The sequence below is a fragment of the Enterobacter cloacae complex sp. OE43NF genome, assembly GCF_023544405.1.
In the GTDB taxonomy this organism is placed as follows: domain Bacteria; phylum Pseudomonadota; class Gammaproteobacteria; order Enterobacterales; family Enterobacteriaceae; genus Enterobacter; species Enterobacter cloacae.
Genome location: NZ_JAMJFW010000001.1, coordinates 47,601 through 61,830 on the forward strand (window position 1 = coordinate 47,601; position 14,230 = coordinate 61,830).

Consider the following 14,230-nt stretch of genomic DNA (forward strand, 5'->3'; position numbering starts at 1 on the left):
TTCAATGCATGACTTTAGGTTCTCCATTTTGCCCGTGTGTCTATTCGCAATATATAAAACTACTAAGGAAGTATGTAGCCCGAATAACGGGCAAAACACAGGAATACATCGATGAATATGACAAGACTGAAGATTTCTAAAACTCTGCTGGCGGTGACATTGGGTAGCGTTCTGGTAAGCGGCTCCGCTCTGGCGGAATCCAGCACCATGGATAAAGCGCAAAACACCGCTAATACCGCAGGGGAAAAAATCGATAGCTCTATGAATAAAGTCGGTAATTTCATGGATGACAGCTCAATCACAGCAAAAGTGAAAGCCGCGCTGGTAGATGATGAAGCTATCAAGAGCACCGATATTTCCGTAAAAACCGAGCAAAAAGTCGTCACCCTGAGCGGCTTTGTTGAAAGCCAGGCCCAGGCCGAACAGGCCGTAAAAGTGGCGAAGGGTGTTGAAGGCGTTGCGTCTGTAAGTGACAAACTGCACGTCCGTGACAGCAAAAACGCGTCGGTGAAAGGCTATGCAGGCGATGCCGCTACGACCAGCGAAATCAAAGCTAAACTGTTAGCTGACGACATCGTGCCATCGCGTAAAGTCAAAGTGGAAACCACCGACGGTGTGGTTCAGCTTTCCGGTACGGTAGATTCTCAGGCGCAAATTGACCGCGCCGAATCCATTGCGAAAGCGATTGATGGTGTGAAAAGCGTTAAAAACGATCTGAAAACGAAGTAAACCTGCACGATTCGCCCGACAGGCCAGCCCTGCGGGCGAAATAAAAATGACTCTGGAAAAACGCCGGTGAGTGACCTGAGCGCTCATATTTAGCGGCCGACATTAACTATGGTAAAGGAGAGGCTTATGTTTCGTTGGGGCATTATATTTCTGGTTATCGCGTTAATTGCCGCCGCTTTGGGCTTTGGCGGACTGGCGGGTACAGCGGCCTGGGCAGCTAAAATTGTCTTCGTTGTCGGTATCATCCTGTTCCTGGTGAGCCTGTTTACGGGACGCAGACGTCCGTAGCAAACGCAATATTCCTTAAACAAAAAAAAGCCAGTCGTGATGACTGGCTTTTTCTTATTTGCGTTGTTGGTCGGGTGCGTTACTGTGGAGAGAGAAAATAATCAAAACAGGAAAGCAGAGGTGGGGCAACGAATTCCCGTTACGCTCGGCAATATTGCGCCGCTGACGTTAAAACCGTTTCGTGCTGGTCAACTTGCGCTGGTTTGCGAGGGGGGTGGGCAGCGCGGCATTTTTACCGCCGGCGTGCTGGATGAATTTATGCGCGCGCAATTCAACCCGTTTGACCTTTACTTCGGCACGTCTGCCGGGGCGCAGAACCTGTCTGCCTATGTCTGTAACCAGCCTGGCTACGCGCGAAAAGTCATTATGCGCTACACCACGGCGAAAGAATTTTTTAACCCGGTGCGCTTCGTGCGGGGCGGCAACCTGATCGATCTCGACTGGCTGCTGGAATCCACCTCCAGCCAGATGCCGCTGGCGATGGATACCGCCGCACGCCTGTTTGATAGCGGCAAAGCGTTCTGGATGTGCGCCAGCCGGGGCGATGATTATTCCCCGGGCTATTTCTCTCCGCAAAAAGAGAACTGGCTGGATATCATCCGTGCCTCCAGCGCCATTCCCGGCTTTTATCGGACCGGCGCGCTGCTGGACGGCATCAGCTATCTCGACGGCGGCATCAGTGACGCGGTGCCGGTGCAGGAAGCGGCCCGGCGGGGGGCGAAAACCATTGTGGTGATCCGCACTGTGCCGTCGCAAATGTACTACACGCCGCAGTGGTTTAAACGGATGGAGCGCTGGCTGGGCGACAGCAGTCTGCAGCCGCTGGTGAATATCGCGAAGCAGCATGAAACCACCTACGGCGCGATGCAACGCTTTATTGAAAAACCGCCGGGTAAGCTGCGTATTTTTGAAATTTATCCGCCGAAACCGCTGGTCAGTATGGCGCTCGGCAGCCGTGTTCCCGCGCTGCGTGCAGATTATAAAACGGGGCGACTGTGCGGACGCTACTTCCTGGCGACGGTTGGAAAAATGCTGGCAGAGCAACCGCCGCTGCACCGGCACAAACACATTATTACGCCGCCTGCGATTGTGGCTAACGATCCGCTGACCGTGCCACTGGTGGATGTCCCGCAGGCGAATGACGCTTTACTGGATAACGAGGATCTGGCGTGACGCACCGTTTTGTTGATACCCACTGCCACTTTGATTTTCCGCCGTTTACGGGGGACGAGACGCAGAGCATTGAGCGCGCCGCTCAGGCGGGTATCCACGCGATGATTGTGCCTGCAATCGAAGTGGACAGATTCGAGCGCGTGCTTGATCTCGCCCGCCGCCATGATGCGCTGTATGCCGCGCTGGGTCTGCATCCTATAGTGATAGAACACCATCTGGACGAACATCTCGACGTACTGGATGCGGCGCTGCAAACCCGCGAAAACAAACTGGTCGCGATGGGTGAGATCGGCCTCGATCTCTATCGCGATAATCCGCAGTTTGAACGCCAGCAGAGGATCTTTGATGCCCAGCTCAGGCTGGCAAAGCGTCACGATCTGCCGGTGATCCTCCACTCACGACGTACGCACGACAAACTGGCGATGCACCTGAAACGCATCGATCTGCCGCGAAAAGGGGTAGTGCACGGTTTCTCCGGTAGCCTGCAGCAGGCGCAGCGTTTTATTGAACTGGGCTATAAGATTGGCGTGGGCGGTACCATTACCTATCCCCGGGCCAGCAAAACGCGCGACGTAATGGCACAGTTACCGCTGTCTGCTCTGTTACTGGAAACGGATGCTCCTGATATGCCATTAAACGGTTTTCAGGGACAGCCGAACCGCCCGGAACAGGCGGCACGCGTGTTTACCACGCTGTGTGAACTGCGTGAGGAGCCGGAAACGGAGATTGCAGATGCGCTGCTGGAAAATACCCGCGCGCTGTTTGGCATCACGCTATAGGTAAAGTGCCGGGCGGATCACCGTGATGTGCTGTTTTTCGAGCGCCAGCGCCAGCGGCTCGATGTCCTCCGGTGTAGCGCTGCGCCATGACGCCGCCTCGCCGTAAACCCCGTGCGCGTGAAACGCGTTAATGCGCACCGGCACATTCCCCAGCCCGAGGATAAATGTCGTCAGGGGCTTAAGATGCTCCAGATAATCGCACTGCTCAGGGATCACCAGTAAACGCAGTTCCGCCAGCCGCTGATGCTGCGCCAGCCAGCGAATGCTCTGCTTAATCTGCGGGTTTTCGCGTCCGGTCAGCACGCGGTGATGTTCGTTTCCCCACGCCTTGAGATCCACCATCGCGCCATCCAGTACCGGCAGCAGTCTTTGCCAGCCGGTTTCCCCCAGCAGACCGTTACTGTCCACCAGACATGTAAGGTGGCGCAGGGCGGGATCCGTTTTGATCGCCGTGAACAGGGCGATCAAAAACGGCAACTGGGTAGTGGCTTCGCCGCCGCTCACGGTAACCCCTTCAATAAAAGGGGCGGCTTTACGGACCTGCGCGAGGATCTCTTCCACGCTCAGGCGCTGCGCCATTGGCGTTGCCTGCTGCTGGCACAGATGCAGGCAGGTATCGCACTGCTGGCACTGACTCTCCTGCCACCAGACGCGCCCGGCCTGAATGTTCAGTGCATCGTGCGGACAGTGGGGCACGCAGTCGCCGCAGTCGTTGCAGCGCCCGATGGTCCACGGGTTGTGGCAGGTTTTACAGCGCAGGTTACAGCCCTGCAGGAAGAGGGCCAGGCGGCTGCCCGGCCCGTCCACGCAGGAGAAGGGGATAACCTGACTAACTAAAGCGCATCTGCTGTTCATGGCTGACCACGCGCGGCTGACGTTCCAGAATGCGGGTATTGCGTGCGGCTTCTTCGCCAAGCCAGGTGGTATTGGTGCGCGATCCGGCTTCGCGATACTGTGCCAGATCCGACAGCCGCACCATATAGCCGGTCACGCGCACCAGATCGTTACCGGCTACGTTGGCGGTAAATTCCCGCATACCGGCCTTAAACGCCCCCAGGCACAGCTGCACGACCGCCTGCGGATTGCGTTTTACCGTCTCATCCAGCGTTAGAATGTCGCTGATCCCGGCGGAGTAGTGCGGGTGATGCGGCGCCACGGCCAGCAGATGAGTGATGGGATCCGGCTCGTCGCCGTACGGCAGACGCGCGCCCGGAGTGGTACCGACATCTGAACTTATTCCCGACTGTGCATGGAGCATCGCGCGCTGTTTCCAGCCGTATTTCACCGGCGTGTTTTCCACAAACGCCGCCAGCTGCTCGCTGATGCGATAGCCCAGCGCGTTGGCCTGCTCGCTCTTACCGTAACGGCCGTCGATACCCGCTTTTTCGCAAAGCGTATTCACCGCCTCTGCCATCCCGTACATGCCAAACATCGGTACAAAGCGATCGGCATCAATCAGCCCCTCTTTCACCAGGAAGCTATTCTCAAAGAAGCCGGATTGTTGATAGAGAAACGCGCAGCGGGCATCAATGATGGCCATTTGTTGCTGGCAGTAGTGCGGCAACATACGCGTGAAGAAATCGTCGGGTGACGCGCTGTGTTCAGCAATCGCCCGCAGATTGAGGCGGACCAGCGTACTGCCGCCGCCCGCCAGCGGCAGCGAGTTGTAACAGCTCACGATGCCATAGCGGCCTTTTGTGAAAATTTTATCATTCACCGGGCCATGGGAAATATGCGGTTTGCTGCATTCACAGATATTTTTTGCCACCTCAAGCAGGAGATCGTCCGGCGTCACGTCCGGGTCATAAATAAACGTCAGATTTGGTGCAGCCTGCTTCAATTCTGCATCGGCACGCAAAATGGCGCGGGTGATGGGGGTATCTGCCGGACCAATGTTGACGTGCGTAAAGGCGTCCGGCAACGTTCTGTCGAGATAGCGCCAGAAACGTTTTATTCGGCTATCGATCGCTTCTTGTGTTAGGATTCTAACATAGGGTTGCAGTAAGGCATCAAGGTGACCGAGATAGACCGGCATTGATGTTACTGACGGCACATGATGGTAGAGAATGGTTAACAGCGAGAGCGCGTCATCCAGATCTTTCGCCCCCTCCAGCTCCAGCCATTCTGAACCTTTAGCCAGAAACGTTGCGTAATCCGGCAGAACATAACGGGGTTTATAGGGCGCGTGCCCTTCAAACATGTCGCAGATAAATCCCTTGTCCAGCGCGGCACGAGCCGCCTCAGGAAGTGCCGGATAAGGCAGATTGTTTTCCGCTTCCAGCGCCAGAAAATGACGCTTCTGTTCCGGGGTTAACACCGGGCTTGTCACAATGTGCTGGCAACGTTGTTGCAGGGCGTCGGGGCTGGCGTGGGGCATGTTCGCTTCCTTGATTGTTCTGCGGATGATGAACGGATTGTAGGAAGCCATCCCGTCAGGGCTTTTGATCTGACGAGGGGAATCGCTGCATTCGTCAGCAGTTCACGCATTAAAATTTGAAGCAGATCTCATTACAGTAATGCAAATTTGTACGTAGTTTTCATTAACTGTGATGAATGTCGAAGTGTGAATGCGGGTGGATGTTAGAATACTCACAGACCCGCAAGGTAAAATTGATACGGCACCGCCGTTGGAGAATGTTATGACCGATTTAACTGCAAGCAGCCTGCGCGCGTTGAAACTGATGGACCTGACCACCCTGAACGATGACGACACCAATGAAAAAGTCATCGCCCTGTGTCATCAGGCGAAAACGCCAGTGGGCAACACTGCCGCTGTCTGCATTTATCCGCGCTTTATCCCGATTGCCCGCAAAACTCTGAAAGAGCAGGGTACCCCGGACGTGCGCATTGCAACCGTAACTAACTTCCCGCACGGCAACGACGATATCGAGATCGCGCTGGCGGAAACCCGCGCGGCGATTGCCTACGGCGCAGACGAAGTTGACGTGGTATTCCCGTACCGTGCGCTGATCGCGGGCAACGAGCAGGTGGGCTTTGACCTGGTGAAAGCCTGTAAAGACGCCTGCGCGGCGGCAAACGTGCTGCTGAAAGTGATCATCGAAACCGGCGAACTGAAAGAAGAAGCGCTGATTCGTAAAGCGTCCGAAATCTCCATCAAAGCCGGTGCGGATTTCATTAAAACCTCTACCGGTAAAGTGCCGGTGAATGCGACCCCGGAAAGCGCGCGCATCATGATGGAAGTGATCCGCGATATGGGCGTGTCCAAAACTGTGGGCTTTAAACCGGCGGGCGGTGTGCGTACTGCGGAAGACGCGCAGCAGTTCCTGGCGATTGCCGACGAGCTGTTCGGCGAAGAGTGGGCGGACTCACGTCACTACCGCTTCGGCGCGTCCAGCCTGCTGGCAAGCCTGCTGAAAGCGCTGGGTCATGGCGACGGTAAGAGCGCCAGCAGCTACTAAGTTTGAATTGCCGGGTGGCGCTACGCTTACCCGGCCTACAGGATCGTGGTCGGGTATATCGTACCCGCCATCATTCACCCGATTCCTCATGGGGGTTACCGTGTTTCTCGCACAAGAAATTATTCGTAAAAAACGTGATGGTCATGCATTAAGCGACGAAGAGATCCGCTTCTTTATCAACGGCATTCGAGATAACACCATCTCAGAAGGGCAGATTGCAGCCCTGGCGATGACCATCTTCTTCCACGATATGTCGATGCCTGAGCGTGTCTCGTTGACCATGGCGATGCGAGATTCAGGAACCGTACTGGACTGGAAGAGCCTCAACCTCAACGGCCCGATTGTCGACAAACACTCCACCGGCGGCGTAGGCGATGTAACGTCTCTGATGCTCGGCCCCATGGTGGCGGCCTGCGGCGGTTATATCCCGATGATCTCCGGGCGCGGCCTGGGACACACCGGCGGTACGCTCGACAAACTGGAAGCCATTCCGGGCTTCGATATCTTCCCGGATGACAACCGCTTCCGCGAAATTATTAAAGACGTTGGCGTGGCGATCATCGGCCAGACCAGCTCGCTCGCCCCGGCAGACAAGCGCTTCTACGCAACCCGCGATATCACCGCAACCGTTGACTCCATCCCGCTGATCACCGCCTCTATTCTGGCGAAGAAACTGGCAGAGGGGCTGGACGCGCTGGTAATGGACGTAAAAGTGGGTAGCGGCGCGTTTATGCCAACCTATGAACTCTCTGCTCAGCTTGCTGAAGCGATTGTTGGCGTTGCCAACGGCGCAGGCGTGCGCACCACCGCACTGCTGACGGACATGAATCAGGTGCTGGCCTCCAGCGCTGGTAACGCCGTCGAAGTGCGCGAAGCCGTTCAGTTTCTGACAGGCGAATACCGCAACCCACGACTGTTCGACGTGACCATGGCGCTGTGCGTCGAGATGCTGATTTCAGGCAAACTGGCGAAAGACGACGCTGAAGCGCGCGCGAAGCTGCAGGCGGTGCTGGATAACGGCAAAGCGGCAGAGATCTTTGGCCGCATGGTGGCGGCGCAAAAAGGCCCGACCGATTTCGTGGAAAACTACGCGAAATACCTGCCGACCGCGACGCTCAGCAAAGCCGTTTATGCCGATAGCGAAGGTTTCGTCTCTGCTATGGACACCCGTGCACTGGGTATGGCGGTGGTCTCGATGGGCGGCGGCCGTCGTCAGGCATCGGACACTATTGATTACAGCGTTGGCTTTACCGATATGGCCCGTCTGGGCGACAGCGTTGACGGAGAACGTCCGCTGGCGGTGATCCACGCCAAAGACGAAGCCAGCTGGCAGGAGGCGGCGAAGGCGGTGAAAGCGGCCATTACGCTTGCTGATAAAGCACCAGAAAGCTCGCCTTCGGTCTATCGTCGTATCACCGAATAGCGGTATACTGATCCGATCAATCATTTTTAGCACTACGTACGGAGAACAATTATGAAACGTGCATTTATTATGGTGCTGGACTCATTCGGCATCGGCGCAACCGAAGATGCAGAACGTTTTGGTGACGTGGGTTCCGATACCATGGGTCACATCGCGGAAGCCTGTGCGAAAGGCGAAGCGGACAACGGTCGTAAAGGCCCTCTGACTCTGCCCAATCTGACCCGCCTCGGTCTGGTGAAAGCGCATGAAGGTTCTACCGGTAAAATCGCTGCCGGTATGGACGGCAACGCGGAAGTGGTGGGCGCTTACGCCTGGGCGCATGAGCTCTCTTCCGGTAAAGACACCCCGTCCGGTCACTGGGAAATCGCCGGTGTGCCGGTTCTGTTTGACTGGGGCTATTTCTCCGATCACGAGAACAGCTTCCCGCAGGAACTGCTTGATAAGCTGGTGAAACGCGCCAACCTGCCGGGCTACCTCGGTAACTGCCACTCTTCCGGTACCGTGATTCTGGATCAGCTCGGCGAAGAGCACATGAAAACCGGTAAGCCGATTTTCTACACCTCTGCTGACTCCGTATTCCAGATTGCCTGCCACGAAGAGACGTTTGGCCTGGATAAACTGTACGAGCTGTGCGAAATCGCCCGTGAAGAGCTGACCGAAGGCGGCTACAACATTGGTCGTGTTATCGCGCGTCCGTTTATCGGCGACAAAGCGGGTAACTTCCAGCGTACCGGTAACCGTCACGACCTGGCCGTTGAGCCACCGGCACCTACCGTGCTGCAGAAACTGGTTGATGAGAAAGGCGGTCACGTGGTTTCCGTGGGTAAAATCGCCGATATCTACGCCAACTGCGGTATCACCAAAAAGGTGAAAGCCACCGGCCTGGATGCGCTGTTTGACGCGACCGTCAAAGAGATGAAAGAAGCGGGTGATAACACCATCGTCTTCACCAACTTCGTCGACTTCGACTCCTCCTGGGGCCACCGTCGCGACGTGGCGGGTTATGCGGCCGGCTTGGAGCTGTTCGACCGTCGTCTGCCAGAGCTGATGGAGCTGGTGGGTGAAGATGACATTCTGATCCTGACCGCTGACCACGGCTGTGACCCAACCTGGACCGGTACTGACCACACCCGTGAGCACATTCCGGTGCTGGTGTATGGCCCGAAAGTGAAACCGGGCTCGCTGGGTCACCGTGAAACCTTCGCGGACATCGGCCAGACGATTGCGAAATATTTTGGCACGTCTGACATGGAATATGGCAAGGCGATGTTCTGAGTTATGTTGGGTGCGGCCTGATGCCCTCACCCCAACCCTCTCCCACGGGGAGAGGGCGAATTTACAATGAAAAGGAACTGAAGATGGCAACTCCTCACATTAACGCAGAAATGGGTGATTTCGCTGACGTCGTATTGATGCCGGGCGACCCGCTGCGCGCGAAACACATTGCAGAAACTTTCCTGGAAGACGTGCGTGAAGTGAACAACGTTCGCGGCATGCTGGGCTTCACCGGAACGTACAAAGGCCGCAAAATCTCCGTGATGGGCCACGGTATGGGTATTCCATCCTGCTCCATCTACACCAAAGAGCTGATCACCGACTTCGGCGTGAAGAAAATCATCCGTGTTGGCTCCTGCGGCGCGGTGCGCATGGACGTTAAACTGCGTGACGTGGTGATTGGTATGGGTGCCTGCACCGATTCCAAAGTCAACCGTATGCGTTTCAAAGATCACGACTTCGCGGCGATTGCTGACTTCGGCATGGTGCGTAACGCGGTTGACGCGGCTAAAGCGCTGGGCGTTGATGCTCGCGTGGGTAACCTGTTCTCCGCGGATCTGTTCTATGCGCCGGACGGCGGCGAGATGTTCGACGTGATGGAAAAATACGGCATCCTGGGCGTGGAAATGGAAGCGGCGGGCATCTACGGCGTCGCGGCTGAGTTCGGTGCGAAAGCGCTGACCATCTGCACCGTGTCTGACCACATCCGTACCCACGAGCAGACCACGGCTGCTGAGCGTCAGACCACCTTCAACGACATGATCAAAATCGCGCTGGAATCCGTTCTGCTGGGCGATAAAGAGTAATTCTGTCTCTTCCGGCCCTCTCCCTGTGGGAGAGGGTTGGGGTGAGAGCTCCAGGCCGCACCTAGCGCACGGCCCGTGCAATCCACGCTGACAACTCCCTCAGCTCATTTTCCTGCCCCGGGAAATCCCCGATCAACGCATCGCATTCCTGCTGCAGCATATCCGCCCGATACAAACAGCCCTGCAAACGAGCCGCCAGCGCCTCTAACGGCGCCGGGTTAAGGCTGTCCGTAAATACCTGCGTGCGGGTGATATGACCTTTCTCTACGTCAAAGTGCAGCTCCACGCCGCCCCAGGTAAAGCGTTCGTCCAGCAGATGCGAAAAGGCAGGCGCCTGGCCAAAGTTCCACTCCCAGCTGCTCTGACGGGCAAAGGTTTCGGCGAAATTGGGCAGATCCGGGGTTTTATCCGGGGAGATCACCTCTGCCTCTACGCGCTCACCGTAATGGGCAAAGAAGGCTTCCTGGATCGCCTTGCAGATTTGCGCGTGAGTGATGTCTGGCAGTAGCTCAACCAGGTTGGCCACGCGCCCCCGCACGGAAGTGATCCCTTTGGCCTGCAGTTTTTTCTTGTCGGGATTCAGGTAGTTCGCCAGACGGCTGAGATCGGCGTTAAGAAGAAGGGTGCCGTGGTGGAAGCCGCGATCCAGTGTTTCGCGATAGGCTGAGCCTGACACTTTGCGATCTCCATCGGGCGTTTTGACCACCAGGTCGTTACGCCCGGAGGCTTCTGCCGTCACGCCGAGCGAATTGAGCGCGTTGAGGACAATGGACGTTGAGATGGTCTTGTCGTATTCCGGTTTACCCGCCATAAAGGTAAAGCAGGTATTGCCCAGATCGTGGAATACCGCACCACCGCCGCTGCTGCGGCGCGCCAGACGGACGTTGTCCTCTTCCATACGCCGGGTGTTACACTCTTTCCACGGATTCTGTGCGCGGCCAATGACCACCGTGTCGGCATTGCGCCAGAGAAACAGCACGCGTTGGGTGGCGGGCATCTGGCGGAAGATGCACTCTTCCACCGCAAGATTAAACCACGGATCGTAAGAGTCAGAGAGCAGCAGGCGTAACGTCGTCATGGCAGAGTTCCTTTTCCGAATCATCAGCCTACTTTATCACTAATCTTTCTTTTCGCTCTCTTCGTCTTCAGGAACAGATTTGCTGGCGGTCAGCAGGAAGGGCGACTGCTGCCAGCGGGTGCGCTTGCCCTGCAGCAAGGTGCGGGCCAGTACCACGCCAATGGCGAGGGAGAGCAGGAGCATCAGACGGAGTATATTGGTGGTGTTATCCACCTGTTTGGCTTCCGTGGGCAGGGTATGGGTGTCGAGCGTCAGGCGCAGATACCCCAGCGGACCATTTTTGCCCTGAATAGGTTCGACGATCTGCTGGTTAAAGTAGCCCCCGGCTTTTTTACCGTCCAGCGCCAGCCTGTCGCGTACGTCGACATGCTCGCCCGCGCGGGCAATCAGATCGCCTTTTTCATCGTAGACACCGGCATCCAGGATACGGCTGTTCTCGGTTAACTGACGCAAAACCTGGCTGATGCGTTTGTCATCCGGCGTTTCGGTACGCATAGCGGGCGCGACGTTAAGCGTAACCTGACGCGCCAGCGTTCGGGCCAGCTCCTCAAACTGCGGATTCCGTTGCCGTTGATGATTCTGGCTAAACCACGACGCCCCTTGCATCAGCACCACTAACAGGGCGAGACAGAAAAGGACGATCACGGCACGATGAAGCCGGAATTTCAGTTTTGCGCGAGCCATATTCCACCTGCTGAAAATTTACGGCTTAATGTTGCCAGAAGTGATGGTTACAGGGTAGCCTCATGCGTTATTTTCCCTCTGGAACCTTCCGGCGCGAACGAAATTACAGGAGCTTCAATGCCGAACATTACCTGGTGCGACCTGCCAACGGATGTCTCTTTATGGCCAGGATTGCCGCTCTCTTTAAGTGGCGATGAGGTGATGCCTCTGGATTACCACGCTGGCCGTAGCGGCTGGCTGCTGTACGGACGCGGCCTGGATAAGCAACGCCTTACCCAATATCAAACTAAACTGGGTGCGGCGATGGTGATTGTCGCCGCCTGGTGTGTGGAAGATTATCAGGTCATTCGCCTGGCCGGTTCCCTGACGCAGCGTGCGACGCGTCTGGCGCACGACGCCGGGCTGGACGTTGCCCCGCTGGGTAAAATCCCTCATCTGAAAACGCCGGGTCTGCTGGTGATGGATATGGACTCTACCGCCATCCAGATTGAGTGTATCGATGAGATTGCCAAACTGGCGGGCAGCGGCGAGCTGGTGGCGGAAGTGACCGAGCGCGCGATGCGCGGCGAGCTGGATTTTACTGCCAGCCTGAGACAGCGCGTGGCGACCCTCAAAGGGGCCGATGCCAATATCCTGCGTCAGGTGCGCGATGAACTGCCGCTGATGCCCGGGCTGACGCAACTGGTGCTGAAGCTCCAGTCGCTGGGCTGGAAAGTGGCGATCGCTTCCGGTGGCTTTACCTTCTTCGCGGATTACCTGCGGGAAAAACTGCATCTGACCACCGTGGTCGCCAACGAGCTGGAGATCATGGACGGTAAGCTGACCGGGCAGGTGCTCGGCGATATCGTGGATGCGCAGTATAAAGCCAATACGCTGAGCCGACTGGCCGAGAAATATGAAATTCCGGTTGCCCAGACCGTTGCCATTGGCGATGGCGCAAACGATCTACCGATGATCAAAGTTGCCGGTCTTGGCATTGCCTACCATGCCAAGCCAAAAGTGAATGAAAAGACGGAAGTGACAATCCGTCACGCTGACCTGATGGGGGTGTTCTGCATTCTCTCCGGCAGCCTGAATCAGAAATAACGGTATGCGATTGTAGGCCGGGTAAGCGTTAGCGCCACCCGGCGCGCAGGCCGCACTGAAATAACGAGGTAAACCGTGGCTAAAGCCCCAAAACGCGCATTTGTCTGTAATGAATGTGGTGCGGATTATCCGCGCTGGCAGGGGCAATGCAGCGCCTGCCATGCCTGGAACACCATCACCGAAGTGCGTGGTGTGGCGGCTTCGCCGAGCGTGGCCCGCAATGAACGCCTGAGCGGTTATGCGGGTAATGCCGGTGTGGCAAAAGTCCAAAAACTGTCAGAAATCAGTCTGGAAGCGTTGCCGCGCTTCTCCACCGGCTTCAAAGAATTTGACCGCGTGCTTGGCGGCGGCGTGGTGCCGGGCAGTGCGATCCTAATCGGCGGTAACCCGGGAGCGGGTAAATCGACCCTGCTGCTGCAAACGCTCTGCAAGCTCGCCGAGCAGATGAAAACCCTGTACGTCACTGGCGAAGAGTCCCTGCAGCAGGTGGCGATGCGAGCACACCGTCTGGGGTTACCTACCGGCAATCTGAATATGCTGTCGGAAACCAGCATTGAGCAGATCTGCATGATTGCTGAAGAAGAGCAGCCGAAGCTGATGGTGATTGACTCCATCCAGGTGATGCACATGGCGGATATTCAGTCCTCGCCGGGCAGCGTGGCGCAGGTGCGTGAGACCGCCGCGTATCTGACGCGTTTTGCCAAAACCCGCGGCGTGGCGATTGTGATGGTCGGCCACGTTACAAAAGATGGTTCCCTGGCGGGGCCAAAAGTGCTTGAGCACTGTATCGACTGCTCCGTGATGCTGGACGGCGACGCAGACTCCCGCTTCCGTACCCTGCGCAGCCACAAAAACCGCTTTGGTGCGGTGAACGAGCTAGGCGTATTTGCCATGACCGAGCAGGGGCTGCGCGAAGTCAGCAACCCGTCGGCCATCTTCCTGAGCCGGGGGGATGAAGTCACCTCCGGCAGTTCGGTGATGGTGCTGTGGGAGGGGACACGCCCGCTGCTCGTTGAAATTCAGGCGCTGGTGGATCACTCGATGATGGGTAACCCGCGGCGCGTGGCGGTCGGTCTGGAACAGAACCGTCTGGCGATCCTGCTGGCGGTGCTACACCGTCATGGTGGCCTGCAAATGGCCGATCAGGATGTCTTCGTCAACGTGGTCGGGGGCGTGAAAGTTTCAGAGACCAGTGCCGATCTGGCGCTGCTGCTGGCAATGGTCTCCAGTCTGCGCGACAGACCGCTGCCGCAGGATTTGGTGGTCTTCGGCGAAGTGGGGCTGGCCGGGGAGATCCGTCCCGTGCCCAGCGGCCAGGAGCGCATCTCCGAGGCGGCGAAACATGGCTTCCGCCGGGCGATTGTGCCGGCGGCCAACGTGCCGAAGAAGATCCCCGAAGGGATGCAGGTCTTTGGCGTTAAAAAACTCGCAGATGCGTTAAATGTCTTTGACGACTTATAATTACGTATTCGATTTTGCAGGAGGCACCG

14 protein-coding genes are annotated in these 14,230 nt (G+C 56.9%); 10 read left to right on the plus strand and 4 right to left on the minus strand.

Annotation, left to right across the window (positions count from 1 at the left end):
• Window positions 1–111 precede the first annotated feature (111 nt).
• The 4 genes from osmY to M8370_RS00280 all read left to right on the plus strand — a co-directional run bounded on the left by osmY (window position 112) and on the right by M8370_RS00280 (window position 2,969).
• The gene (gene osmY / locus M8370_RS00265; RefSeq protein ID WP_013095484.1) at window positions 112–729 is read left to right on the plus strand and encodes a molecular chaperone OsmY; all 618 of its coding nucleotides are present in this window, start codon (window positions 112–114) and stop codon (window positions 727–729) included.
• Between the two features lie 126 nt (window positions 730–855).
• Entirely contained in the window at window positions 856–1,017 is a 162-nt protein-coding gene (locus tag M8370_RS00270) for a DUF1328 domain-containing protein (RefSeq protein ID WP_003856556.1), read from the plus strand.
• A 120-nt stretch (window positions 1,018–1,137) separates the two neighbouring features.
• Window positions 1,138–2,190, plus strand: coding sequence for a patatin-like phospholipase family protein (locus tag M8370_RS00275; protein WP_013095485.1), 1,053 nt, complete (start codon window positions 1,138–1,140; stop codon window positions 2,188–2,190).
• Window positions 2,187–2,969, plus strand: coding sequence for a metal-dependent hydrolase (locus M8370_RS00280; protein ID WP_013095486.1), 783 nt, complete (start codon window positions 2,187–2,189; stop codon window positions 2,967–2,969). Before M8370_RS00275 ends, M8370_RS00280 begins: the two co-directional genes overlap by 4 nt.
• On the opposite strand, the gene M8370_RS00285 is transcribed toward M8370_RS00280, so the two are convergent.
• Together M8370_RS00285 and M8370_RS00290 are read right to left on the minus strand one after the other, a co-directional pair.
• Window positions 2,964–3,824, minus strand: a complete 861-nt coding sequence (locus M8370_RS00285) for a YjjW family glycine radical enzyme activase (protein ID WP_038418645.1) — start codon at window positions 3,822–3,824, stop codon at window positions 2,964–2,966. The genes M8370_RS00280 and M8370_RS00285 overlap by 6 nt on opposite strands.
• Window positions 3,799–5,346 (minus strand): YjjI family glycine radical enzyme, encoded by a 1,548-nt coding sequence (locus M8370_RS00290; RefSeq protein ID WP_013095488.1) that lies wholly within the window; start codon window positions 5,344–5,346, stop codon window positions 3,799–3,801. The genes M8370_RS00285 and M8370_RS00290 overlap by 26 nt, the downstream gene beginning before the upstream one ends.
• A gap of 262 nt (window positions 5,347–5,608) precedes the next feature.
• Between M8370_RS00290 and deoC the strand changes: the two genes are divergently transcribed.
• The 4 genes from deoC to deoD all read left to right on the plus strand — a co-directional run bounded on the left by deoC (window position 5,609) and on the right by deoD (window position 9,892).
• Window positions 5,609–6,388, plus strand: a complete 780-nt coding sequence (gene deoC, locus M8370_RS00295) for a deoxyribose-phosphate aldolase (RefSeq protein ID WP_013095489.1) — start codon at window positions 5,609–5,611, stop codon at window positions 6,386–6,388.
• Window positions 6,389–6,488: 100 nt separating this feature from the next.
• Window positions 6,489–7,811, plus strand: coding sequence for a thymidine phosphorylase (gene deoA / locus M8370_RS00300; RefSeq protein WP_013095490.1), 1,323 nt, complete (start codon window positions 6,489–6,491; stop codon window positions 7,809–7,811).
• A gap of 51 nt (window positions 7,812–7,862) precedes the next feature.
• Window positions 7,863–9,086 carry a phosphopentomutase gene (deoB, locus tag M8370_RS00305; protein ID WP_013095491.1) on the plus strand — a complete coding sequence of 408 codons (1,224 nt, stop codon included), beginning with the start codon at window positions 7,863–7,865 and terminating at the stop codon, window positions 9,084–9,086.
• Window positions 9,087–9,169: 83 nt separating this feature from the next.
• Window positions 9,170–9,892, plus strand: coding sequence for a purine-nucleoside phosphorylase (deoD, locus tag M8370_RS00310; protein ID WP_013095492.1), 723 nt, complete (start codon window positions 9,170–9,172; stop codon window positions 9,890–9,892).
• 61 nt (window positions 9,893–9,953) lie between these two features.
• Here deoD and lplA read toward each other — a convergent pair whose 3' ends face one another.
• The gene (gene lplA / locus M8370_RS00315) at window positions 9,954–10,970 is read right to left on the minus strand and encodes a lipoate--protein ligase (RefSeq protein WP_038418649.1); all 1,017 of its coding nucleotides are present in this window, start codon (window positions 10,968–10,970) and stop codon (window positions 9,954–9,956) included.
• 39 nt (window positions 10,971–11,009) lie between these two features.
• On the minus strand, window positions 11,010–11,654 hold the full coding sequence (locus M8370_RS00320) for a YtjB family periplasmic protein (protein ID WP_013095494.1): 645 nt from the start codon (window positions 11,652–11,654) through the stop codon (window positions 11,010–11,012).
• Window positions 11,655–11,771: 117 nt separating this feature from the next.
• Between M8370_RS00320 and serB the strand changes: the two genes are divergently transcribed.
• Window positions 11,772–12,740, plus strand: coding sequence for a phosphoserine phosphatase (gene serB / locus M8370_RS00325; RefSeq protein ID WP_013095495.1), 969 nt, complete (start codon window positions 11,772–11,774; stop codon window positions 12,738–12,740).
• 75 nt (window positions 12,741–12,815) lie between these two features.
• Window positions 12,816–14,201, plus strand: coding sequence for a DNA repair protein RadA (radA, locus tag M8370_RS00330; protein ID WP_013095496.1), 1,386 nt, complete (start codon window positions 12,816–12,818; stop codon window positions 14,199–14,201).
• Window positions 14,202–14,230 lie beyond the last annotated feature (29 nt).